Genomic DNA, 23,416 nt, shown 5'->3' with positions numbered 1-23,416 from the left:
AGATAAATCTAGTGAGGTTTTTAATGCTAAAAATACGTTTATCTCGCATTGACACTTTTCGTGACACGCTTAATGTCACGTTCTTGGTCACGACGCTTGATAGACTCGCGTTTGTCATAGTCGTGCTTCCCTTTAGCTAATCCGATAAGGATTTTAGCAAAGCCATTTTTTAAATAAACCTTGAGAGGAACGAGGGTCATACCTGTTCCTTTTAATTCATTTTCCAATCTGACAATTTCCTTCTTCTTAAGAAGAAGTTTGCGGGTGCGGGTTGGGTCTTGGTTCCAGATATTTCCCTGTTCAAAAGGAGAAATGTGAACATTAACAAGCCAAGCCTCACCATTTTTAACTTGAGCATAACCATCTTTAAGCTGGATACGAGCTGCACGAACAGATTTGATTTCTGTCCCCGTCAACACAACTCCTGCTTCAAAAGTATCTACAATACTATAATCATGCCTTGCTTTTTTATTTTGCGCAAGAACGTTATCAGAAAGTCCTTTTGGCATCATTTTTTCCTTTTCTTACTTGATTTTTTGACCGCTTCCTTATAAAAAGGCTTTTTCTTTTTAGATTTTGTTTTGGAAGAATGGCTGCGCTTATCAGATGATTTCCGCTTGCCAGAACCACCTCGAGAGTGGTTGCTCTTTTCTTCGGTACTACACTTCTCATCACGATTAGCTCTGCTATTTCCCTTAGAACGACCGCCACGACGATCACGTCTATCAGATTTAGCAGTCTTTTCAACGACATCGTAATCACTAGGCAGATACTCAAAATCAATATCACCAGTTTCCTTATCCGCCTTGACCAATTTGACACGAATCGGCTGACCGACTTTGAAGACAACGCCTGACTTCTCGCCTTGAAGTGTGAGGTTTCGTTCGTTGTAATGATAAAATTCAGGGAGACTTGTCACATGAATCAGGCCTTCAATGGTGTTTGGCAATTCCACAAACAAGCCGAATTTAACAACACTAGAAACAATACCTTCAAATTCCTCGCCAACATGCTCCTCCATGTATTCAGCTTTTTTCATGGCTTCAACGACACGTTCCGCATCAATGGCACGGCGTTCAAGATTTGAAGATGACGTCGCCAATTCTGGAACAACTTGTGCAAAGTGGTCTTGAACTTCTTGAGAGGAATTTTTAGTATACTCACGAATCATGCGGTGTACTAAAAGGTCTGGGTAACGGCGAATCGGGCTCGTAAAATGCGTATAGTATTCAGCCGCAAGCCCGTAGTGACCATGATTGTGCTCAGAATAACGTGCCTGTTGCATAGATCGCAATAACATCATATTGAGGACTTCTGTCCCTGGCTTACCATCAAAACTTGCCATGAATTGTTGCAAGGCAGACTGGGTCATCTTATTCGCTGTCCCATGTACCTGAGCCCCCATCACGCTCGCAAAATCAATGAACTTCTGCAATTTCTCTGCCTTAGGCTCTTCGTGAATACGGTAGATAAATGGCAGTTGGTGTTTTGAAAAATGCTCAGCAACGCACTCATTGGCGGCTAACATAAAGGATTCAATCATCCGCTCGGCAATGCCACGCTGACGCACCACAATATCAACCGGCATTCCCTTATCATTAACGATAATTTTAGCCTCAGAAGTATCAAAATTCAAAGCGCCACGGCGGATACGCATGTCTTCCAAAATGTTATGTAGCTCCGCCATGTAACGAACACTCGGAACGATAGCGTCATACTCTGCAAGAGCTTCTTCATCTCCCGCAAGCATATCGTTAACACGGCTGTAGGTCATACGGCAAGTGGTCTTAATGACAGACTGACAAATTTGATAGTTAATCACCTTACCTTGGCGGTTAATTTCCATCAAGGCAGATTGCGTCAAGCGGTCAACATTCGGATTAAGGGAGCAAATCCCATTTGACAGACGTTCTGGTAACATTGGTACCACACGGTCAGTCACATAGACCGATGTACCACGCACAATCGCTTCACGGTCCAAGGCAGAGCCTTCCGTCACATAATAGGAAACATCCGCAATGTGAACTCCAAGTTCAAAATTCCCATTGTCCAGCAACTTAATATGCACCGCATCATCTAGGTCCTTGGCATCGGCACCGTCAATGGTAAAGGTAATTTCTCCTCTTAAATCCACACGACCAATCAAATCTTTTTCAGTCGGTGCCTCAGGGATACTATTAGCTTGCGCCAAAACATCCTCTGGAAATTCAGACACGATATCCATGGACTCTAACACTTCAAGGACATCAATGCCGACATCACCTTGATGACCCACGATATCACGGACATTTCCTACAAAGTAATCGTGACCACGTGTTGGGTATTTGTCAATATCTACCTTGATGATTTCAGTTCCGTCCAACACCACAGGTTCTTTTTTGATGTAAATTTTTTGCTGGATTTTTTGATTTTTAGACTTGATGTAACCGGCATATTTAGGCTTTTCATCATCCAAAATGAATTTCCCAACAACTGTTTTGAGACTGCGTTCGACAATGCCGACGACACGCGCTTCTGCCGCTGTGCCTTTAAGACGATCTGCTGGCTTTTTAATGACCACTTCAACCAAATCACCGTCAATGGCATAGCCAACATCATTGCGACCGATAAACATATCGTCTTCATTCTCATCCACAAAAAGAAAACCAAAACCGGCCTTATTAGCACGAAAAGTACCTTGGATGGTAATTTGCTCTTTCTTATCTGACTTCGGACGGAGACTGATGGTCCCATCGTCTGAAAAGCGGAGCTCTTTTTGGCTCTCCATCTTAGAAATTTCTTTAATCAAGACAGGAAATTTTTGACTTCCTGCCATATCAAGAGCCTCGGCAAGGTCATTCACATTTGACCTGCCCTGCTCCTTTAAATAAGTTATAATGTGTTCTTTCATTTATGTATATCAAGGGTTCCTTTCCAAAAACAATCATTAGAAATGTTTTATCAGCATGTAGCCCTTGTTCAGCTCGAAGATAACGAACTGAATAATCCTTTCATTAGTAAATCAAGGGACAAAATCGTAAAAAATGGACTGTTTTGTCAGCCCATTTTTATCTATCTTCATCATTAACGACTTGACAAGATTGCCAAGATTAAAGCATCTGCTAGCCACAAGAAGACCAATACAGCTGTTAAACGTTGCATGAAAGCCTCAAAACCACGAGGTTTTGAACGTTCAAAAAGCGCTTCTGAACCGCTGCTGTCAAAAACATTTGAGCTTGGATTCTTTTGTGGTTGCATAAAAATAGCAAAAATCAATACGACTGATAAAATCAATAAAATGGTCAATAGTGTATTATACATGAGTTTCCCCCTAGAATAGTCTCTAATAGTTTACCATAAGTTCCCTTAGTTTTCAACATGTAAGGTCACTTTTCTCTCTTTTGGACAATATTTTAAAACTTGAATCTTATCAGGGTGGTTCGTTTTATTTTTACTGGTCAAGTAATTTTTACTACCACATTCCTGACATTTAAGAGTTATTTTTACACGCACTAGATTTCTCGACTTCCAAGATAATTTCTAAAATTGATAAGGCTCCAGATAAGGTTAAAAAAGACGATGGCTGCGGTCACGTAAAAGACCCATCTAAACCCTAAAATGGTAGCCTCTGTAGCCCCAACAAATGGACCGATGACTTGACCAAAATTGGTCATCATTTGATTATAACTAAAAATAGTTGAGATATGTTCTTTTGGAGTAATTTTTGTCAGCAGGGCATTTACAGACGGCATGAGTGCACCTGTTCCAAATCCAAAGAGAAAACGTAATATCCCTAACTGCACGGCATTTTCCGCCTGAGCTAAAAAGAGGTAGAGGACACCACAGTAGCAAAGGCCTGCTAAAATCAGCCTATGATTGCCAATTTTATCCCCCACACGTCCGAGACGACCGCTGGATATCATACTGGAAAGCCCCATAGCTGATACGATTGCGCCAGAAACAAACATGAGATTTTCCGTCGTTCCAAGATAGCGAATGTAGAGGGATAGAATCGGAGAAACTGACTGAGCTGAAATTTGGATAATCATGCTTGTGATGAAAAGTCCAACTAACATTTGCCTGTCTCTGACAGATTGGAAAACCTGTTTTGTTGATAACTGCTGGTCACGAGTGACAGGGGTAAACTCCTCTTCCACGAAAAAAACAGTCAAGAGGGTCACAACAAAAAGTAAAGCTCCCACAAACAGAAAGACATTTCTAATACCCATGACCTCAGCAAGGAGACCACCGAAAATAGGACCAATTAGACTGCCGCCAATCACTCCTGTCGCCAGACTACCAAGGGCATAACCTGATTGATCTTTTGGCGCTTGAGAAGCAACCAACGCATTGGCATTTGGCACATAGCCAGAAAACATCCCATTTAACAGCCGTAAGACCAAAAGCCAAAAAACATTAGGCACAAAGGCGAGCCCTCCCATGGTAAAGGTCATGACAAAAGCCGCTCTGACCATCATGATTTTACGCCCATAACGATCTGCCAAACGCCCCCAAATAGGGGCACAGACACCCGAAGCTAGAGCTGCTAGAGCTACTGCCAATCCAGCGTAAAATTCAACCGTTCCTTGTGGCGCTCCAAGTTCTTCCACATAAAGCGCCATAAAGGGCATAACTAGTGAATAGCTTGCCCCTGTTAGAAAATTGCCTAACCAGGCAATTCGCATATTGTTTTTCCAATTGATACTGGCGATAATAGTCACACTTTCTCTTATCTGCGTTTTTTAAGACTTCCAAAAAGTCCCCGAACAAGCTCACGACCAATGGTACGAACGGCTGTTGTTAAAAAAGCATCCGCTGCTTTTTCAACCGTTGATTTTCGTTGACGTCCAGCCCCACTTGCCGTTTTAGCTTTCGCTTTTTCCAAAGCTGCTTTTTCTTTTTCCAATTGCTTGCGCTCTTCAGCTTGTTTAGCTGCTTCTGCTTCTTGCAAAACTTTTTTGGCCAACAGTTCGTGAGCCGATTCTCGATCAACAATCTCACGGTATTTCTCATCAAATGGTGAATTGCCAACGATAGCCTGTACTTCTAGGGCGCTAAGAACATCAAAGCTACTCTTAGGTGGCATGACAAAGGCACGTTCGACTGCTGTTGGCTGAGCCTCTTCATTCAGAAGGGAAATCAAGGCTTCACCAACCTGTAATTCGGTAATAGCCGTCACAACATCAAGCTCTGGATTTTGTCGGAAGGTCTCCGCAGCTGTTTTAACGGCTTTGATTTCTTTTGGCGTATAGGCACGAAGAGCGTGCTGGACACGATTTCCTAATTGAGCTAAGACCGTTTCTGGCAAATCCATCGGATTTTGGGTGATAAAGAAAATTCCCACACCTTTGGAGCGAATGAGGCGAACCATCTGCTCGATTTTTTCCACAAAGACTTTTGGAGCATCCTTAAAGAGCAAGTGAGCTTCATCAAAGAAGAAGACAAATTTTGGCTTGTCAAGGTCACCAACTTCTGGTAGGTTTTCATAGAGCTCTGACAAGAGCCATAAGAGGAAGGTCGCATAGAGTGTTGGGGCTTGGAAGAGTTTGGTCGCATTAAGAATGTTAATGACTCCCTGACCGTGTTCGTCAAGGCTCATAAAGTCCTTCAAGTCCAAGGCAGGTTCTCCAAAGAAAAGCTCACCACCCTCTTGCTCTAATACTAATAAGCTTCGCTGAATAGCTGCTACAGACTGTTTAGCAATGTTCCCATATACTGCGGAATACTCACTGGCATGCTCTGCTATTTCCCGTAAAAGAGACTGTAAATCCTTCAGATCAATCAGAAGCCAGCCTTTTTCATCCGCAATCTTAAAAGCGATGTTTAAAATGCCAGTTTGCGTATCGTTAAGCCCAAGTAGGCGAGACAACAAGAGCGGTCCCATCTCAGAAATGGTGGCACGCACAGGATGCCCCTGCTCACCAAAGACATCCCAAAGACGCACAGGAAAGGCCTGTGGCTCGTAGTCACTAATCCCAAGTTTGTCAAGACGCGCGGCTAACTTCTCTGTCACCTCGCCTTCTTTCGCAAGGTTGGTCAAGTCCCCTTTGATGTCGGCTAAAAAGACAGGAACCCCTGCTAAACTAAGCTGTTCCGCAATGACTTTTAGCGTGACCGTTTTACCTGTTCCTGTGGCACCTGCAATGAGGCCGTGACGATTGAGCATTGCCAGCTGGATGGCAACATCTGTGGTTTCATTTTTAGCAATCCTTACTGTAGACATCCGTTTACTTCCTTGATGTTATAAATTTTTATGAAAAGGTCAGTAATCATCACCTCATGATGAGACAAACACCTTATCTTCTGCTTATCAACTCTTATATTATAACACATATTTAAGATAGCGTTAAAAAATAGAGATGGGAAAACAGGTATTCGCCCCATTTTCCCATCTCTGATATTTGACTAGCCAAACTTTCACATTATAAATTTCCTTAAGACCTTAATTTAAAGGTTTTGGGAGCAAAGCGGAGCACCGCAAAGAAACCAGCTATAAGAAAAATGGCAATTCCTAACAAAATCCCCATCAAAATTGGGAATGTCATATGATTCGCCAGTCGGATGATCTGATAACCTGCGTAATAAATGATTCCCGTTAAAATATTATATACCTTACTTTTTAATTTCATGCCATCGTTAAATGGTTGAAGGAGGAAATAAAAATAAAGGAAATACAGACTAAAAAAGGTAACCGATAAGATTTGACCGACAATAATCATCAGAAGCCCTGATATTTTCCAATCAAAAAATGCCATGTAAATCAGACAATAAATGACCGACAGCAATAAAAAGATAGGAAAATTATGGCGTAGATAGCTTTTAAACCGTTCTAGGAAAGTTGCTAGAATCACATCTTTTCTACGGTAATAATGGTATTTTAGAAGCGGTCTGTCTAGATGATAGAAACAAAACTTGACATAGGATTCCCCCACATAAAGAAGGTAGCCAATCACCACTGTCACAAATAAACTCTGCCAGAAAAATGTATCATCTGTGATGACTTGTTTATTGGATTCAAAAAACGTCTTAACGATTAAAATCAGAGCACCTATCCCACCAATAATAATCAAGCGCCATTTAATTTCTCTTTTGAGGTGTTTTCCAAGACGTTGCATGAAAATGGTATTGAGATAAGCAACTCCTGTTAAATCATCTCTGATTACCTTCTGATGATCAATCTCAAAATCCTTATCCTTGACCTCCATTGCAGCAGTTTCGATATTTTCAACAGCTGTTGCACTTTCTTTTAGAGCTGCATGGGTCAAAAGGCTGCGCGTTAGCTGATTAATCTGAGGATGATTTTTAAGATAGTGATAAGAAAATGACCACATCACTAACCCAATTAGCCCAGCAGGTAACCCCATAAATATCTGAGGTGAAAACTGTTCTCCTAGAAAAACTAAGGCTCCCCCAAGACCAAGTACAACGAAGACTCCAATAATTTGTCCCCTCGTTATCAGCTTGTCAGCTTTTTCGTGATTCCAAACATAAAAAGGAATGCCCATCACTTTTACACCAATACGAAATCCAGAGAGCAACAGGGCAAACGTCAAACCGTACCAAAAAGGCATTCCAAGTGTCACAAAATAAACACCAAACACAACACTTCTTGCTATCAGTCCCCGCCCAAATGCCATTACTTCTCGAGCCAGTAAATAGTTTCTAGGAAGAATCTTAAAAATACGGATGGCTTGACTGGATTCCACATCTGATTTTTCAACCCATTTCATCTCAAAAATGGTGGCAAATAGGACTGAAAAAATAATCATTAAGGTTAAAGAATAGTGATCTGCGGAAGCTTTTTCCAAATCCAAAAATTTAGGGAGCAATTCCTTCAAGACGAAACCAGAGCCTAGGCAAAAAAAGATATAGATAATCGACTTGCCAAAGAGGTCAACTGGTATCAGTAAGCCCTTAAGAATCATCATCACGACCTTAACGTCATTGGCTCTATACCAGCGATTAGGAATCTTTTTACCTAACCATGGCATCTTTTGTAAAAAATGAATCAATGAATTGTACTGCTTGGCATTGTTAACCTGAAACAAAACTCTCATCATCTGACTAAGTTTCATAAATACCTCCTTGCAAGGCTTCCAAAACTTTCTCTTCAAATTGCTCCTTGTGCCCTTCCAAGTCAAGAGGCGACATTTCCCCTTTATCCAAAAGAGCAATCGTATCACACAAATCTTCTGCCAGTGCCATAATATGCGTCGATAAAATCAAAATATGGTCATCTTTTAAGGTTAACAATAACCTCTTGATGGCAATACTTGACACCACATCTACGGCCGTCAAAGGCTCATCCAGTAAAATAACTTTAGGGCGTGAAATCAATAGGCAGAGCAGGGATAATTTACTCTTCATACCGTCAGAATACCCCTTGATAATCCGATGACGGTCCTCCTCAGAAATCTCCATAAAGTCAAGGTAGTCATCAACAGTTTGCCCTCGCTTATGCGGATTTGTCACATGCAAGTCCATGTAAAAGGTGATAAATTCATACCCTGTTAAAAATTCTGGCAGGTAATTTTCCGAAAATACCATGCCTACATCTTCAACTTGTAGCGGACGTTCAACCCCATTTTCTTCAAGAAAGAGCTCACCGCCATCAGCCATAAGATCCCCGTAAAGCACATTGAAGAAAGTTGTCTTTCCAGCACCATTTCTCCCTAAAAGCCCCGTAATCTCTCCTGATGAAAAGGTATAAGTGACTCCCTTGAGCACGTCTTTTTCTTGAAATGATTTTTGCAATTCCCGAACAATCAATTTCATCTCATCATCTCCTTTTCTTTTAACGTTATTATAGCAAAGTCATACAAAACAAACAAGACAAAAGAGGGAGCTGACTCCCTCTTCTATCGCAATAAAGCATCTACCTGTGCAAAGGTTTCTGCCAGCTTCCCATTATTGTCAATCCAGTGGCTGGCTTTTTCTTTCTTATCAGCTAAAGGCATTTGCGCTGCGATCCGTTGCTTCGCTTCTGCTTCGGTATAACCGTTTCGTACCATCAAGCGGGTTAGCTGAGTTTGTTCGTCAACCCAGACCAACCAAACCTCATCACACCAACTCTCATACCCTTGTTCAAATAAGAGCGGAATATCAAGAATAACCACCGCTTCCGTCGCTAGAAGTGCTTCTTTTTGCTCCCACAAGGCTTGTCTAATGATCGGATTTTGACGCTCTGCAGACGCTGCCAACATTTCCTTAGAAGCAAACAGTCGCTTCCCTATTTCCGAACGATTCAGCTCACCATCTGCTTGTAAAATCCCTTCTCCAAGCCACTCCAGTAAAACCTGATAAAGAGCGCCGCCTTTTTGCTGCAAGTCTCGAACCACCTGATCAGCATCAACCACTGCATAGCCTTTCTCTCTTAAATAAGCGGACACCGTTGATTTTCCAGAAGCGATCCCTCCTGTCAGACCAATCACTTTTTTCATAACTTCTGACACCTTGGACAGAAATGACTGCCCCGCCCTCTCACTTGAATTTTCACAATCTCACGGCCACAACGGGCACAAGGCTCGCCTGTCTTACCATACACCTGATGATACTCCTGCATGGTTCCATTAAGCCCCAAGGCATTCTGATAGGTCCGAATGGTTGAGCCACCTTTTTCAATCCCCAGCTGCAAGATACGAATCGTCTCATCATGCAGCCGCTTGATTTCCGTCTTTTTGAGACTACTCGCCACCCGCTCAGGATGCACCTTAGCCGCCCACAAGACCTCATCCACATAGATATTGCCAAGCCCTGCGACCAGACTTTGCTCCAAGAGATAGGGTTTGATGAGTTTTTGGGACAATAGCAGAGCTTCTTCAAAAGGTTTCAGCTTAAAGGCTTCTTTGGTCGGCTCAGGACCAATTTTCTTTTTGATAAAATAATCAGCTTCCTCAGCCTTTGCCAAGAGCTCCATCGTTCCAAACTTACGGACGTCTTGATAAACTAGCACAGCGCCATTGTCCAAAGTGAAAAAGGCATGAAAATGCTTGTTGTCAGGTACCTGATCCTTATCTGAAAAGACCAAGTACTTCCCTTCCATCCGTAAATGAGAAATCAGCACCGCTTGTCCCAAATCAAAAATCAAATACTTGCCACGGCGGCGCATCGCCTCAATCTGTAACCCCAACAAATATAAGCTAAACTCTTCGGCACCTGTCTTGACCATGGGAGAATATAAAATCTTAACAGCTGTAATCGTCCGACCCACAATCAACCGCTCCAAACCACGGCGAACCGTCTCTACTTCTGGTAACTCTGGCATAAATTAAGATACAGAGCCGTTAAGCAAGGCACAGAAAAATAGGAAGATGACGCAGGTGCTTACACCTAGGATATCTTATCTTTTTTCCAAGCCTTGTAGGCGAGTTCAGTTGAGCTCGCTAGCTCGCTCCTTTCTCTCTTCTTTCTATACACCATTCTACCAAAAAAGCTGAGCAAAGCCCAACTTTTCAGTTTTGATAATCTTGTCTAACTCTTCATTTTTTCAGACTGAAATACTCATTACCAGAGAAACATTAATTATTAAGTCACTCTGCTAATGGCCTATTATCTCATTTTTTACTGCCATTTTAGGTAAAAAGAGTTCAATTCGTGTAAAACAATCCTTTTCTGAAGCAATAACCATGTGATAGGCTTCTCCAAATTGTAAACGTAAGCGCTGGTCAACATTTTTTAAGCCAACACCACCTTGCTTCATTTTAGGCTCATCACTATCTGACTTAGTCAGGCTATCAAAACCTTTCCCATTATCTTCGATACTGACGATGAGATGGTCTTCGGTATCAGAAACTGCTATCTTAATCATCCCCTGACGGTCAACCTCTTTAATACCGTGATAAATCGCATTTTCCACAATTGGTTGCAGTATCAATTTAGGAATTTGGTAATTATCCCAAGCTGGTAACTCTTGGAAGTCATATTGTAACTGTTCTCCGTACCGTTGCTTTTGAATAAAGAGATACTGTTTCACGTGTTCTAACTCATCCTTTAAGGCGATTTGCTCATTTCCATTATTTAAAGCCAGTCGGAAATAGTTAGCCAAAGCCTTGGTCAGAGCAACCACACGCTCACGATCATTAAATTCGGTCATCCAAATAATCGTATCTAGCGTATTGTAGAGGAAATGCGGATTGATTTGGCTCGCAAGGGCAATAAGCTCATACTCACGAATATTCTGCTCCTGTTCCTTTATAGAGAACATCAATTGGTCGATTTGGTCTAACATTTGATTAAAATAGCGAGAGAGGTCTAACACTTCAACCGTCCCCACTTCCTTGGCTCTGAACTTAGAGTTACCATTTCCAACTGCTACAATGACCTCCTGCAAATCTCGTATGGGTTTCAACCAAATCCGAATGACCAAAGCACTTCCAATAGCTGAGATAAGCAACGCAACAAGACCTGCTACCACAAAGGTTAAAAGCATTTGCTGCTGCACCATGTGCAATTCATCTAACGACGCGACACCAACCAAGGTCCAATGACTGTTGGGAATAGACAGCTGGTAAACCAATACCCGCTCCCCTTCGGTTTTGCCATCTTCTGAGCAAAGATAGGCTTTCATCTCAGACATTTCCTCAGGTGACGAATAGACCGACTGTTTGGGGTGATAGACAAATTCCTGCTTCTCATCAATGATAAAGGTAAACCCTGACTTACCCAATTTGAGACGATCCAGATAGTCCTCCAAGCTCTTGTAGGCAATATCCAAACGCAATACTCCTTGATTTTGCCCAGAAGAATCTACAATTTCTTGCGTCACTGAGATAACCCACTGCTCCCCCTCTTTTGATAAGGCTTCTTTACGAACAGGTGTCAAAACAGGCATGGCTTTTTGATGAATTGCCGCCTGATACCATGCCTCAGACATCATATCCTGGGAGGTTTTCATCACAATCTTATCATCTGTTGACACAACCTCTCCTTGCTTAGTCACCAAGACCGCTGATACCAAATCAGTATCGCTAGCCACCACGCTTGACATCAGAAACAAGAGGCTTTCCTTATTAACCTCATTAGGTGTTGTGATATAGCGATGTAACAGATGATTCTGAGTGAGGCTAGTGGTTGTTTGCTTTAATTTGTCTAAGTAGGAACTGATGAATTGATTCGACTGCTGCAAGCTATCCTGCGTTTTCTGATCAATCAAGCGACTAATCTCAGACGAGCTGGTCTGATAATAAAAAGTTCCAACACCCCCTAACAAAAGCAACATCACCAGAAAACTATAAACAAAAAACTGAGTGGCTAAGGATAACCGTTTCATTTCCCCTCCCCCTTACGGAATTGTCTAGGTGTCACTCCAACGACTTGCTTAAAGCGCTGCGAAAAATAATTCATGTCCCAAAAACCAACACTCTCTGCCACTTCATAAATTTTTAATTCTGTCGTCAGCAATAATAATTTTGCCTGACGCATACGCTCTTGAATGAGGTAATCTTGAAAAGTCATTCCTAATTCTTTTTTGATACGCACGCTCAGATGATTCGGGCTAAAGCCCAGCTCTTCCGCTAACTGTTTCAAAGAGAAATCACTTTCTCCCAAGTGTTTTTCAATACGTTTTTTCAAATCACTAGCTTCATCATGAACAATATAGGTCTCTACTTGATGTCTTTTCTGCTCTGCTTGTAATTTTTCAAGAACACTTACCAACATCTTCTCAACATCTTCTTTACTAAAGGGTTTTAAGAGGTAATCTTCCACTCCAAGTTTAACAGCCGATAAGGCATAATCAAACTCATTATAACCAGTCAAAAAAATAACATGACAAGAAGGGTGTTTTTCTTTAATCGCTTGAGCCAACTGAATCCCATTCATCTTAGGCATGTTGATATCTGTCAGGACAATGTCAAAAGGCTCCGCTTGAAATAATTCCCAAGCCTTACGTCCATTTTCAGCTTCAGCTACACGATCAATCTGAAAAGACTTGAAATCAATGAGTGAACAAATCCCCCGACGGACTAAATACTCATCTTCTACAATTAAAATTGAATACATCTTCACCTCACATAAAGTATCTTAGCCATAACTCTTAAACCAATTTATTTTATCATAGTTTTATTAAGATAATATAAAGAAAAGGAGCTGTTTAATGTTCAACCCCTTTCTAATAGATAGCACATTGGTTACCTAGTCTCTTAACTTATTCAACGTAGTCTAGTAAGTAACCGTAGCCATTTTTTTCCATTTCTGCTTTAGGAATAAATCGAATAGACAAGCTGTTGATACAGTAGCGAAGACCTCCCTTGTCCTCTGGACCATCTGTAAAGACATGCCCCAAGTGAGAGTCACCCACACGGCTACGTACTTCTGTACGTGTCATGTTAAAACTCGTATCTTCCTTATAAACCATCACATCAGGACTGATCGGGCGAGAAAAACTTGGCCACCCACAACCTGATTCGAACTTATCTCTTGATGAAAAGAGGGGTTCACCTGTTACCACATCAACATAGATACCTGGTTCAAATTGGTCCCAGTAACGATTTGAAAAGGCGCGTTCTGTCCCATTTTTCTGGGTTACATTATATTCTTCAGCACTTAATAAGGTTTTCAATTCTTCGTCACTAGGCTTATGGTATAAGGTGTCATCAATCACTGGATAAGCTGCCGCATTCACGTTGATATGACAATAGCCATTCGGATTTTTTGCTAAATAATCTTGATGGTAATCCTCAGCTAAAATATAGTGTTTCAAAGGTTCTTTCTCAATCGCAATGGGTTTATCATACTTCTTAGCCAATTCAGCTAAAGCTTTTTCGATAATTGGTAAATCCTGATCATCGGTGTAATAAATACCGGTTCGATATTGGGCACCTACATCGTTGCCCTGCTTATTGACACTCGTAGGATTGATGATACGAAAATAATGAAGTAATAAATCACGTAAAGAAATGCAACTCTTATCGTACTGAACATGAACCGTTTCGGCATGACCTGTTTGGCCAATAAGCTTATAGTTGGTCGTCTCACTCTTTCCATTCGCATAACCAACAGTGACATCAACCACACCATCCACACGCGCAAAATATTCTTCAACGCCCCAGAAACACCCTCCTGCTAGATAAATATCTTTCAGGTTTTCTGGTGCAACAGGTTTTACTTTTTGAGCCATTTTCTCCACTTTTGGAAGAGTCATCTCTGATTTTGACATTGTTTTCGTATTTCCTTTCGTCTGAAGCGTTAGATAACCTAGGATAAGGATAATGACCAGTGCTAAACTGGCAAGTAACTGTTTAAGTACCATATGGGATAACTCCTTCACTGATTATAGATAGCATTACAAATTTGCTAATTGTTCCAAAATGTCATCAGATTCTAAATGACCTGGTTGGGTCTTGACAAATTCTCCCTTTTCATTGATAAAACTGGATGTCGGGTAAACCCTTACACCTTGTTCAGAAATAAGCGTGCCATCAGGATCAAGAAGAACTGGTAAATGCTTATAACCAAGTTCCTTGTACCATTTTTTGAAGTCTTCTGTGGATTGTTCTCCCTTATGATCAGGAGATACCACTGATAGAATGACTGTATCTTCTGGTGCCTCTTTAGCAAGCTGATCTAATTCTTCAAGACCTGCTAAACAGATTGGACACCAAGAAGCCCAGTATTTAAGATAAACTTTTTTTCCTTTATAATCTGACAAGTGGTAAGTCTTTCCATCAATACCGGTCAATTGAAAATCCATACCTTCTGCAACAATTTTCTGAGACTTATCTGACTGTGTAGGCATTGTTTTAGACATTTTAGCACCATTTTCGTCGCCCTTACCTGACTGTGCCGAGCAGGCAGTCATGACACCTGCACACGCAACTACGGTTGCTAGTAACTGTAATTTCTTCATTTCTTCCTCCTCCTTTGAGTCAAGATTTTCTAACTTGTCATGTCGTTCTTTTATGATGAGGCTTATTTCTTGCCATCCATCATTTTATCTTCTGACATCTTCTCGTCGTCCATCATTTTGTCTCCTGACATTTTCTTGTCGTCCATCATTTTATCTGATTTTTCCATCATTGTGGTCTCAGCTTTTTTATCTTCCATCTTTTGTGTTGTCGAACAAGCTGTTAATAGACCTGTTGAGATAAGTAATAGTGCCATTGTTGTGAGTGTTTTTGTTGATTTCATGTGTGTTCTCCTTTTATTCATTTAAAATAATGTTTCAAAAAATGCTGTTATAGTATCAACTTTTCCAAGCATGAGTAAAAGTCCCATAATGATAATAAGCGCTCCGCCCATTTTTTTCATCCGTAACATATGAGGCTTGAGTTTTGTAAAATAGCGCATCATTACTGTTGTAGAAAGGCTGAGCAGTAAAAATGGAAAAGATAACCCCAAGGTATAAATCAGTAATAACATCCCTCCTTGTAGCGAACTGCCACCACCAGAAGCTGCAAGTCCTAAAACTGACCCTAAAATGGGACCAACACAAGGAGTCCAACCAAAACTAAAGGTTAACCCTAATAGAAAGGCAGACCATGCTCCTTTTTTATCTTGAATGGAAAGTTGCAATTTCTTTTGTTTTTGCAAAAGAGCAATTGTCAGTAAATCCATCTGGTGCAATCCTAAGAGCAACATAATAGCTCCCATGACGATACGAAAAATTGGACTATTTAAAACTTGACCTAGGCTGGCTGCACCAAACCCTAAAATCAGAAAAACAGACGATAAGCCAAGCATAAAGCTAAGTGTCTTGATAAGGCTATACCAATTAATGGTCAGACCTAAGAAACGCACCTGTCTCTCCTCACTAGAGTCTAATAAAATGCCCATATACACTGGAAGCAAGGGGAAAATACAGGGAGAGAAAAATGAAAGTAACCCAGCAATAAAAACAGATAAGGAAAATAGAATCATTCCTTCCATGTCAACACCTCTTTCTTAATTTGTACACTAAGTATAAAAAAAATCCATGTCAAAAAACATGGATATTGCTATGCAAAAACTTGACTTTGATACGAATCATTCCCGTAGTTACTAATTTCAATGAGTGATTTCAGGATAGAAAAGTCAATTATTTGAAAAAACAACCAAATAACCCATATTATGCGCGATCCAACTGTCCTTACACCAACAATTTCAATTACCTTTATATCTGAAAACGCCAAAACTTTGTGGCGATAATTTTGAAAAATGGATATTCTTCTATAAGTTGATAAGCTAAAACGTTAATATCATGTGACGATTTTTATTTTTATAGTCTTCCAATCGTTTGATAGGACTGGGAGGAAGAACAGTGGGAATAGTTCGATACTCGTTCACACGAATAACTAAAAAGCTGAGCTAACTTTTCATCTTTCTTAACATCCCAAAGCAAATTCACCTGTAAAATACTCCTCCAACTGAGGCGGTGTTTGCCAGATACCGATTCGAGTTGAGGTTTTCTATCATACTTGCTATCTGTCATTTTTACAAGAAAAGTTTTTTTCAAACAACACTTTCGTCACAATATTGTAATAGCAAATGATTTAATACTCGTTTGACTTGGTTCTACAACTGTAACCCCCTGTTTCTCTTCCAATATATCTGATTCCTCTAATGATGTTGATAATCCACTCCATGGCTCTAAGGCTATAAATGGACTTTGATTAGTGGTAGACCAAATAATTAAATGTGGAAAATCTTTAAAATCCACCTTAATTCCCTTATTACTTTTTTTAGACTTCAAACTGACACTACGTGACTTTAGTTGATCTAGGGTAATAGCATCGTGTGAAAACAAAGAATAATTCAAATCTAGTTTATTTTGATTTTCAAGAAAAGGGGTTCTATCTTGTAAATCAAGTAATCCAGTATCTGGGAAACTCTTTGGAATGCTACATGTTTCATGTTCAGAAAATTCTAAATAATAATCTTCGTATTTCTCGTTATTTTCTAAAGGGCAATTAAATCCTGGGTGACCTCCAATAAAGTAAGGAATTGAACGTTCAATTTCACTGCTTGTCACCTGATATTCCGTTGTTATTGTTGAACCATGTAATTTATATATAATATTCAACACAAAATGATAAGGATATTCTTTAAGTGTTTTTTCATTAGCCTTAAAACTAAAGGACACTGTGCTGTCATCTATCTTACAATAATCAAAATTTTCCTTTCTAACCAATCCATGTCTCGGGATATTTCTCACTTTTTCATCTATAAACACTTTATCATCCCTTACACTACCACAAATCGGAAATAAAACTGGCGCTTGTCCACTCCAATATTCTGGATTACCTTGCCAAAGGTATTCAACTCCATCTTTATCTTTAATAGAAGATAAAGCACCACCAAACTCCGAAAACTGTACTGTTAACTGTTCATTTTTTAATTCAATAACCATATCTTTCCCTCCGTTATACAAAACAAGAGCGTCAGTATTAAACCCACACTCTTATCTTGCGTTAGAAATTTTTAAGAAGAATACTATCTATTCAATAACCTGAGTTTCTGCTACTTGTTTATACCAGTAGGCTGATTTTTTCGGATAACGTTCCTGTGTCTCAAAATCTACATAGAAGAGACCATAGCGTTTTTCATAACCATTTGACCATGAGAAAACATCCATCAAGGACCAAATAAAGTATCCTTTAACATTGGCTCCATCTTCGATCGCATCTGAAATGACTTCTAAGTGTTTCTTCACATAGTCAATACGTCCATCGTCATACACCGTGTTATCAACAAATTCATCTTTATATCCCAAACCATTTTCAGTGATATAAATTTTCTTGTAATTTGGATAGTCTCGTTTTACTCGCATAATTTGATCATACAGACCTTGCGGATATATAATCCAGTCCCAATCCGTCTTAGGTACATCAACTGGTGCTTCACGGCGTCCGACACCTTTAATTTGGTACTTAGAGCTTCCTTTTTCACCTTTACCGTTATGGATAATTTCCGTTGGTCCATCAAAAGCCTGCATCCAGTCACTCATGTAATAATTAATACCAAGGAAATCATTCAAATCTTTTGCAGCTTCAAGTGCTTCAAAATCTTCATCACGAAGATCTAGTGTACCTCCATTAAGTGCAAGAATATGATTAACACCTTCCAATGTTTTCTCTGAGTAACCACCTAAATAAGTTGCATCAAGAATGAATTTATTATGGATAATATCTTCAAGTTCCGCCGCTCTAACATCATCTGGGTTGTTTTTATCAAACGGATATTTTGTAGGTAGAGCATGTACTACTCCAATTTCACCCTTATATCCACCATCTTTAAACAGTTTCACAGCACGAGCATGAGAAACCATCATGTTATGGTGTGATTGGAAGACTTTAGCAAGATCGTATTTGATACCTGGTGGGAATTTACCAACAAGATATTGTCCATCACCAATTGGTCCAATCTCGTTGAAAGTAGTCCAATAGTTAACTTCTGTAAATTCTTTAAAACAGAATTCTGCATAGTTAACAAAATGGTCAATATTTTCACGGTTTAAGAAATCGCCATTTGAATGTAAAGCTTCAGGAGTATCAAAGTGGTGAAGAGTTACAAATGGCTCAACGCCACGCTTATGACACTCAGCAAAAAGATTATGATAGAATTCAACACCTTTTTCATTGACTAGTCCAAATCCTGTTGGGAAAATACGAGACCAAGCGATTGAAATACGGATTCCATTAACACCAAATTCTTCAGATAACTTCAAGTCAACAGGATAGCGATTATAGAAATCACTTGCTGGCTCAGCCGTATACCAGTAATTATCTTCTAGGTATTTGTCCCAAGCAACTGGACCTTTACCGTCTGTTTTAGTAGCACCTTCGGCTTGATATGCTGCTGTTGCACCACCGAAAATAAAATCTTTAGGTAATGTTTTTGACATTTATTTTTCCTCTTTGTTTGTTTTAGAAAAGGAAGCTCCCTCGCTTCCTCATTTCAAGGCTCGGGCTAAAACTGTCTAACAGACAGTTTTACTCCCCAAACCTTCCCTAAATCATATTTTAATTTTCCATTTGTTGTTTAACAAAGTCCAATGCGCCTTGTCCATCACGAGTCAATTTGATGTATTGTGCACCTTCAGTTTTAGCTAATTTGATACCAAGTTTATCTGTTTCTACTTTCAAATCTTCATAGTTTGACGCTACTTGAGGAGCAAGGATAACGAGTTGATATTGCGGCAAGATTTCACGGTGACCACCATAGCTTCCTGCTGCTGCAGTAACTGGAACACCATATTCTTTAGCTGCTTTTGTCAAAGCATTTGCAAGAAGTCCACTTGTTCCTCCACCAGCACAGAGAACCAAAACATTTGTTTGTTCAGTAATTTCTTTTGATTCCACAGTTTCAGTTGCTCCTGCTTTTTCAAGAATAGCATCAGCTTTTGCTGTATTGAAGTTTGCAGCTACTTTTTCTTTCAACTCATCTAAAGATTTACCAGTTCGTTCTTCTTCAAGAATTTGTTGGTCATAAACCTTCAAGAATGGGTAGTAAATGGCAACATCAACAACTATCAAAACAGCAGCTAAGATGAATGATAGAACCTGGAAGTTAGTACCTAGTACAAGTCCTAGGGGAGCTGGTGTTGTCCAAGGTAAGTTTGCAGTAAAACTGTTCATTCCTAGACTATCAATAAAGAATTTGAAAATCCAAACGTTAACAATTGGAGTTAAGATAAATGGAATGAAGAAAATTGGGTTCAATACCAGTGGAGCTCCGAACAAAATTGGTTCGTTAACTCCAAAGAAAGTAGGAACAACAGACGCACGTCCAATCGCTTTATTACGTTTCGATTTCGTCAACCACATAAACATGAACGGAACAACCAATGTTGCACCAGTACCCCCCATCGTAACGATGAACATTTGAGTACCTGATGTCAAAATCTTATCAGCATGTTCCCCTGCTTGAAGCAATTGTAAGTTAGCTTCAGCATTGGCATAGGTAATAGCTGCGATAGCTGGCTCAACAATTGAAGGTCCGTGGATACCAACAAACCAGAAGAATGCAAAGGCACCAAAGATAATGGTAATACCAACATAACCATCTGCTGCTTGGAACAACGGAGCTAATAATTTACCAATTGATTCCGCAACATTTACACCTAGTGCATTATGTACAAGAAGTTCAATAGCGTAAAGCAATACGACTGAGACAGTAAATGGGATTAAATCTTTAAATACTTGTGAAATATTCGGTGGAACTTCATCAGGCATACGAATGGTAACATTATTTTTCACACAAACCTTGTAAACATTCACTGTAATAAAGGCTGCAATGAAGGCTGTAAGCAAACCTTTAGTACCCATAAATCCAGTTAAGAAACCACCATCTTTTGCTGGATTAGCAGCCATCAACAGGAATCCAACAATTGCTGCAAGCATTGTAGAAATGAAGTTAATTTGATTTGTACTAGGCAATGAGCGGTTCATTGAATCGGTTAATGCTTTTGCAGTTGTACCAGCAACAAACAATCCAAGAATTCCCATTGAGTAATTGTATGGAGTCATCAAAAGTGTTTCAATATCAGCGCTCCATTTGAATCCCCAAGCATTAGGAACATAAGCAATTAAGATGAAAATACTTGAGAAAAGAATGACTGGCATACCAGCGATAAAGCCATCACGAATAGCACGGAGGTAAATATTCCGAGAAATCTTCTCAAAGAAAGGTTTCCCTTTCTCAATTTGAGCAATCAACCCTTTCATTATTTGGCTCCTCTCTTATACAACTCAATCATATGTTTCATTAGGTCTTGAAGTAAGATTGTAGTCATCAAGTGATCTTGACCATGCATTAAGGTAACACTAAAGGCAAGATCCTCACCAGCTGCTTCTTTTTGTAGAAGACTTGTCTGAGCATTGTGTGCATCATTTAAGCACTCACCACCAGCTGCAATCAATTCTTCAGCTTTAGCATAGTCGCCTGCTTGAGCTGCTTTGAGAGCCTCTAAAAACTTAGAGCGCGCATCTCCAGCATAAGCAACAATTTCAAATCCTAAAAGAGTGATTTCTTCTCTATTCATGATATTTTCCTCCGAAAATTTTTATGATTATACTTTTGCAGTCCAAGGACTAGCAGTTTTTTCCAAAACTTTGTTCAATTCATCAATATTTTGGAATCCAATTGTACGTAACCATTCACGAGCTGCTTCTTCCCCTTGTTCAATGAAAACTTGAACTGATCCAGCCCATGTTGCACGTCCACAAAGAACACCATTGAATTTTGCACCTGATTCTGCCGCAAATACTAAGGTATCTTGGAATAATTTAGCAGAAACACCCGCACTTAAATAGATATAAGGTAGGTGTGTTGAAGCTTCCTGGTCACGGAAGTGTTGTGCTGCTTCTTCCTTAGTGTAAACAACTTCACCATCACCAAAACCTTCAACGAAATTCATATTGACTGGAACTTCAACCTTAAGAACATCAATACCGAAACGCTCATCTGAGAAGACTTTCATCGCTTCATTCACTTTACGAGGTTTTACTTTGGCGAACTCAACACCTGTGTTGTCTGCAATACCTTCGTCATAAGACAGAATTTCAAGGAAGAACGGAATATCTTCTGCCTTACATTCAGAACCAATACGTTCAATGTATGCTTGTTTTTGACGGTTTACTTGCTCATCACCATCTACATCATAGTATAGCAAAAATTTCAGTGTATCGGCACCCTGTTCTTTAAGGCGTTTGACTGACCAATCATCCAAACAATCTGGTAAACGACTCGTTGTGCTTGCATCGTATCCTGTTTTTTCATAAGCAAGTAATAGTCCTGCTTCGTCTGAACGAGCTTTAGATGCTGGTAAACCGTACTCTGGATCAAGAAGAATAGAGGACGCATACTTTGTCAATTCTTCTGAAACAATTGTTTTCAATGTTTCGATCTGTTCAACCGTTGGTTCTTCAGTTTGATGTTTTGCCATCATTTTTTTAAGAGCTCCACGTTGGTCAAAAGCCAATGCTGAAATAACACCATTTTTATCGCTGACTTTTTCCATCAATGAACGTTTTTGTGCTGTTAATACCATTTTTATACCTCTGTTACTTCTATTTGATTAAATAAATTATCGTAATTGTTAAGATTGACATGACCTGTTAGCGCTTCTTGAGCATTCAACATACCAAGTACATTTGCTTTTTTCAATAAATTCTCATCACTATCGTTATGAACTAAAGCAGATGTAATACCAGCTACCGTTGAGTCTCCTGAGCCAACAGGATTGACCACTTCAATTTTAGGGATAGATACCTTATAGAAAACATCATGATGTTTTGCAAAGGCTCCTTTTGAACCAAGTGAAACAATCACCCATTCAATCCCATCGAAAAGAGAATTGTGAAGAACTGATTTCAAACTATCAATATCATCAGTCACTTCCGTTCCTACTAGTTGAGAAAGTTCCTCAGTATTTGGTTTAATAACTGTTGGTTTTTCTTGTCCATCAAGTACATTTAGAAGGGCCTCTCCTGAACAATCTAATACAACTGGGATATTATATTTATTACAAATTCCCACCATACGAGAATAAAAGTTTGTATCAAGACCTTTTGGGAGACTACCTGAGATAGCTACAATTCCTAAATCTGGAACCAGTTTTTCAAAATAGTTTAAGAACCCTGTTGCTTCTTCTTCACTAATCGTAGGACCTTGTTCAAGAATTTCTGTTTGATTGCCATCATGTAAAATAGCAATACAGTTTCTTGTTTCCCCGGCTATCTTATAAAACGAATGTTTTACACTTGACTTATCTAGTTCACTCTCTATGAATTCTCCAATTTTACCGCCTAACAAGCCACTTGCAATCACATCATCTCCCAGTTGGGAAAGAACTCGAGTAACATTTAAGCCCTTTCCACCAGGTGTTTTGTGCGTTTTAGCAACACGATTCACGGTATCTAATTTGAATTGTTCAAGCGGATAAGAAATGTCAACTGACGGATTCATTGTTATTGTCAGAATCATAACCTTACCTCTTAGTCGTGATATTCACCACGATTCCATTTTTCTAGGAATTCATCAAAGAAGTGTGGATCAGCTTGTCCTTGATTGAGAGTTTCAACATGTTGAATTTTTTCAATCAGTTTTTTGTTTTCTTCTGTTGGTTTATATTCTGCATGAATAAACGCTTCAATAATATCTGTCATCAATAAACCACCAGTGATTTTACCACCAAAACCAATGACGTTAGCGTTCAATTCTTCTTTAGCATAGATAGCTGATGTCATATCACGAACAAGAGCTGAGCGAATACCAGGAACTTTATTGACAGCATTGTTAATTCCAACACCAGTCCCACAGATACATACACCAAGATCGGCCTCACCACTCGCTACTGCCTCACCAACTTTTTTACCAAAGATTGGGTAGTGTGTGCGAATGTTATCGTAAGTACCACAGTCAATCACTTCATAACCTTGAGTTTTCAAATAGTCTACTACCGCAATTTTATCGTTTGTAACAATATGGTCACAGCCTACTGCAATTTTCATTTGTTTTCTCC

The 23,416-nt window shown here is 39.7% G+C and carries 22 protein-coding genes and 1 pseudogene; all 23 read right to left on the bottom strand.

Annotated features, from left to right (window positions below; all coding sequences use genetic code 11):
• Positions 1-38 precede the first annotated feature (38 nt).
• Positions 39-509 carry an SsrA-binding protein SmpB gene (gene smpB / locus EAF07_RS00475; RefSeq protein WP_121834340.1) on the bottom strand — a complete coding sequence of 157 codons (471 nt, stop codon included), beginning with the start codon at positions 507-509 and terminating at the stop codon, positions 39-41.
• The gene (gene rnr, locus EAF07_RS00470) at positions 509-2,890 is read right to left on the bottom strand and encodes a ribonuclease R (RefSeq protein WP_121834339.1); all 2,382 of its coding nucleotides are present in this window, start codon (positions 2,888-2,890) and stop codon (positions 509-511) included. Before rnr ends, smpB begins: the two co-directional genes overlap by 1 nt.
• Before the next feature lie 173 nt (positions 2,891-3,063).
• The gene (gene secG / locus EAF07_RS00465) at positions 3,064-3,300 is read right to left on the bottom strand and encodes a preprotein translocase subunit SecG (protein WP_121834338.1); all 237 of its coding nucleotides are present in this window, start codon (positions 3,298-3,300) and stop codon (positions 3,064-3,066) included.
• 45 nt (positions 3,301-3,345) lie between these two features.
• The gene (rpmG, locus tag EAF07_RS00460) at positions 3,346-3,492 is read right to left on the bottom strand and encodes a 50S ribosomal protein L33 (RefSeq protein WP_121834337.1); all 147 of its coding nucleotides are present in this window, start codon (positions 3,490-3,492) and stop codon (positions 3,346-3,348) included.
• Entirely contained in the window at positions 3,492-4,664 is a 1,173-nt protein-coding gene (locus EAF07_RS00455; protein ID WP_121834336.1) for a multidrug efflux MFS transporter, read from the bottom strand. Before EAF07_RS00455 ends, rpmG begins: the two co-directional genes overlap by 1 nt.
• A 44-nt stretch (positions 4,665-4,708) precedes the next feature.
• Positions 4,709-6,202: a helicase HerA-like domain-containing protein gene (locus EAF07_RS00450; RefSeq protein WP_121834335.1), complete on the bottom strand. Its 1,494-nt coding sequence runs from the start codon at positions 6,200-6,202 to the stop codon at positions 4,709-4,711.
• Between the two features lie 211 nt (positions 6,203-6,413).
• Entirely contained in the window at positions 6,414-8,054 is a 1,641-nt protein-coding gene (locus EAF07_RS00445; protein ID WP_121834334.1) for a hypothetical protein, read from the bottom strand.
• Positions 8,044-8,754: an ATP-binding cassette domain-containing protein gene (locus EAF07_RS00440; protein ID WP_121834333.1), complete on the bottom strand. Its 711-nt coding sequence runs from the start codon at positions 8,752-8,754 to the stop codon at positions 8,044-8,046. The genes EAF07_RS00445 and EAF07_RS00440 overlap by 11 nt, the downstream gene beginning before the upstream one ends.
• A gap of 83 nt (positions 8,755-8,837) precedes the next feature.
• Positions 8,838-9,419, bottom strand: a complete 582-nt coding sequence (gene coaE / locus EAF07_RS00435; protein ID WP_121834332.1) for a dephospho-CoA kinase — start codon at positions 9,417-9,419, stop codon at positions 8,838-8,840.
• On the bottom strand, positions 9,416-10,243 hold the full coding sequence (gene mutM / locus EAF07_RS00430; protein ID WP_121834331.1) for a DNA-formamidopyrimidine glycosylase: 828 nt from the start codon (positions 10,241-10,243) through the stop codon (positions 9,416-9,418). The genes coaE and mutM overlap by 4 nt, the downstream gene beginning before the upstream one ends.
• Positions 10,244-10,516: 273 nt before the next feature.
• The gene (locus EAF07_RS00425) at positions 10,517-12,247 is read right to left on the bottom strand and encodes a cache domain-containing sensor histidine kinase (RefSeq protein WP_121834330.1); all 1,731 of its coding nucleotides are present in this window, start codon (positions 12,245-12,247) and stop codon (positions 10,517-10,519) included.
• Positions 12,244-12,978, bottom strand: coding sequence for a response regulator transcription factor (locus tag EAF07_RS00420; RefSeq protein WP_121834329.1), 735 nt, complete (start codon positions 12,976-12,978; stop codon positions 12,244-12,246). The genes EAF07_RS00425 and EAF07_RS00420 overlap by 4 nt, the downstream gene beginning before the upstream one ends.
• Before the next feature lie 145 nt (positions 12,979-13,123).
• Positions 13,124-14,059, bottom strand: a pseudogene (msrB, locus tag EAF07_RS00415) (peptide-methionine (R)-S-oxide reductase MsrB); the annotation flags it as partial.
• A 201-nt stretch (positions 14,060-14,260) separates the two neighbouring features.
• A complete protein-coding gene (locus EAF07_RS00410) occupies positions 14,261-14,824 on the bottom strand; it encodes a redoxin domain-containing protein (RefSeq protein WP_121834327.1) in 564 nt (187 codons plus the stop codon).
• Between the two features lie 62 nt (positions 14,825-14,886).
• Positions 14,887-15,105, bottom strand: coding sequence for a hypothetical protein (locus EAF07_RS00405; protein ID WP_121834326.1), 219 nt, complete (start codon positions 15,103-15,105; stop codon positions 14,887-14,889).
• A 21-nt stretch (positions 15,106-15,126) separates the two neighbouring features.
• Complete coding sequence (gene ccdA2, locus EAF07_RS00400; RefSeq protein WP_121834325.1) at positions 15,127-15,843, bottom strand: thiol-disulfide oxidoreductase-associated membrane protein CcdA2; 717 nt, start codon at positions 15,841-15,843, stop codon at positions 15,127-15,129.
• Between the two features lie 577 nt (positions 15,844-16,420).
• Complete coding sequence (locus tag EAF07_RS00395; RefSeq protein WP_121834324.1) at positions 16,421-17,302, bottom strand: aldose 1-epimerase family protein; 882 nt, start codon at positions 17,300-17,302, stop codon at positions 16,421-16,423.
• 87 nt (positions 17,303-17,389) lie between these two features.
• Positions 17,390-18,796 (bottom strand): 6-phospho-beta-galactosidase, encoded by a 1,407-nt coding sequence (gene lacG, locus EAF07_RS00390; protein ID WP_121834323.1) that lies wholly within the window; start codon positions 18,794-18,796, stop codon positions 17,390-17,392.
• 118 nt (positions 18,797-18,914) lie between these two features.
• Positions 18,915-20,618, bottom strand: a complete 1,704-nt coding sequence (locus EAF07_RS00385; protein ID WP_121834322.1) for a lactose-specific PTS transporter subunit EIIC — start codon at positions 20,616-20,618, stop codon at positions 18,915-18,917.
• A complete protein-coding gene (locus EAF07_RS00380; RefSeq protein ID WP_024409319.1) occupies positions 20,618-20,935 on the bottom strand; it encodes a PTS lactose/cellobiose transporter subunit IIA in 318 nt (105 codons plus the stop codon). Before EAF07_RS00380 ends, EAF07_RS00385 begins: the two co-directional genes overlap by 1 nt.
• A 27-nt stretch (positions 20,936-20,962) precedes the next feature.
• The gene (gene lacD / locus EAF07_RS00375; RefSeq protein WP_121834321.1) at positions 20,963-21,943 is read right to left on the bottom strand and encodes a tagatose-bisphosphate aldolase; all 981 of its coding nucleotides are present in this window, start codon (positions 21,941-21,943) and stop codon (positions 20,963-20,965) included.
• Positions 21,944-21,945: 2 nt separating this feature from the next.
• Positions 21,946-22,878 carry a tagatose-6-phosphate kinase gene (lacC, locus tag EAF07_RS00370; RefSeq protein ID WP_012775547.1) on the bottom strand — a complete coding sequence of 311 codons (933 nt, stop codon included), beginning with the start codon at positions 22,876-22,878 and terminating at the stop codon, positions 21,946-21,948.
• An 11-nt stretch (positions 22,879-22,889) separates the two neighbouring features.
• Positions 22,890-23,405 (bottom strand): galactose-6-phosphate isomerase subunit LacB, encoded by a 516-nt coding sequence (gene lacB, locus EAF07_RS00365; protein WP_121834320.1) that lies wholly within the window; start codon positions 23,403-23,405, stop codon positions 22,890-22,892.
• Positions 23,406-23,416: the final 11 nt, after the last annotated feature.

Source organism: Streptococcus hillyeri, from assembly GCF_003686955.1.
In the GTDB taxonomy this organism is placed as follows: Bacteria; Bacillota; Bacilli; order Lactobacillales; family Streptococcaceae; genus Streptococcus; species Streptococcus hillyeri.
Note: the sequence above shows the minus strand (reverse complement) of the source record. Positions and strands in the feature narration are given on the sequence as shown.

Coding starts and splice junctions, on each gene's coding strand:
- lacD (WP_121834321.1), bottom strand. CDS start 21,943: ATGGTATTAACAGCACAAAAACGTTCATTGATGGAAAAAGTCAGCGAT.
- EAF07_RS00420 (WP_121834329.1), bottom strand. CDS start 12,978: ATGTATTCAATTTTAATTGTAGAAGATGAGTATTTAGTCCGTCGGGGG.
- EAF07_RS00385 (WP_121834322.1), bottom strand. CDS start 20,618: ATGAAAGGGTTGATTGCTCAAATTGAGAAAGGGAAACCTTTCTTTGAG.
- lacB (WP_121834320.1), bottom strand. CDS start 23,405: ATGAAAATTGCAGTAGGCTGTGACCATATTGTTACAAACGATAAAATT.
- EAF07_RS00440 (WP_121834333.1), bottom strand. CDS start 8,754: ATGAAATTGATTGTTCGGGAATTGCAAAAATCATTTCAAGAAAAAGAC.
- EAF07_RS00450 (WP_121834335.1), bottom strand. CDS start 6,202: ATGTCTACAGTAAGGATTGCTAAAAATGAAACCACAGATGTTGCCATC.
- lacG (WP_121834323.1), bottom strand. CDS start 18,796: ATGTCAAAAACATTACCTAAAGATTTTATTTTCGGTGGTGCAACAGCA.
- EAF07_RS00445 (WP_121834334.1), bottom strand. CDS start 8,054: ATGAAACTTAGTCAGATGATGAGAGTTTTGTTTCAGGTTAACAATGCC.
- mutM (WP_121834331.1), bottom strand. CDS start 10,243: ATGCCAGAGTTACCAGAAGTAGAGACGGTTCGCCGTGGTTTGGAGCGG.
- smpB (WP_121834340.1), bottom strand. CDS start 509: ATGCCAAAAGGACTTTCTGATAACGTTCTTGCGCAAAATAAAAAAGCA.
- EAF07_RS00380 (WP_024409319.1), bottom strand. CDS start 20,935: ATGAATAGAGAAGAAATCACTCTTTTAGGATTTGAAATTGTTGCTTAT.
- ccdA2 (WP_121834325.1), bottom strand. CDS start 15,843: ATGGAAGGAATGATTCTATTTTCCTTATCTGTTTTTATTGCTGGGTTA.
- EAF07_RS00395 (WP_121834324.1), bottom strand. CDS start 17,302: ATGGTTATTGAATTAAAAAATGAACAGTTAACAGTACAGTTTTCGGAG.
- lacC (WP_012775547.1), bottom strand. CDS start 22,878: ATGATTCTGACAATAACAATGAATCCGTCAGTTGACATTTCTTATCCG.
- EAF07_RS00405 (WP_121834326.1), bottom strand. CDS start 15,105: ATGAAATCAACAAAAACACTCACAACAATGGCACTATTACTTATCTCA.
- EAF07_RS00425 (WP_121834330.1), bottom strand. CDS start 12,247: ATGAAACGGTTATCCTTAGCCACTCAGTTTTTTGTTTATAGTTTTCTG.
- EAF07_RS00410 (WP_121834327.1), bottom strand. CDS start 14,824: ATGAAGAAATTACAGTTACTAGCAACCGTAGTTGCGTGTGCAGGTGTC.
- secG (WP_121834338.1), bottom strand. CDS start 3,300: ATGTATAATACACTATTGACCATTTTATTGATTTTATCAGTCGTATTG.
- rnr (WP_121834339.1), bottom strand. CDS start 2,890: ATGAAAGAACACATTATAACTTATTTAAAGGAGCAGGGCAGGTCAAAT.
- coaE (WP_121834332.1), bottom strand. CDS start 9,419: ATGAAAAAAGTGATTGGTCTGACAGGAGGGATCGCTTCTGGAAAATCA.
- EAF07_RS00455 (WP_121834336.1), bottom strand. CDS start 4,664: ATGCGAATTGCCTGGTTAGGCAATTTTCTAACAGGGGCAAGCTATTCA.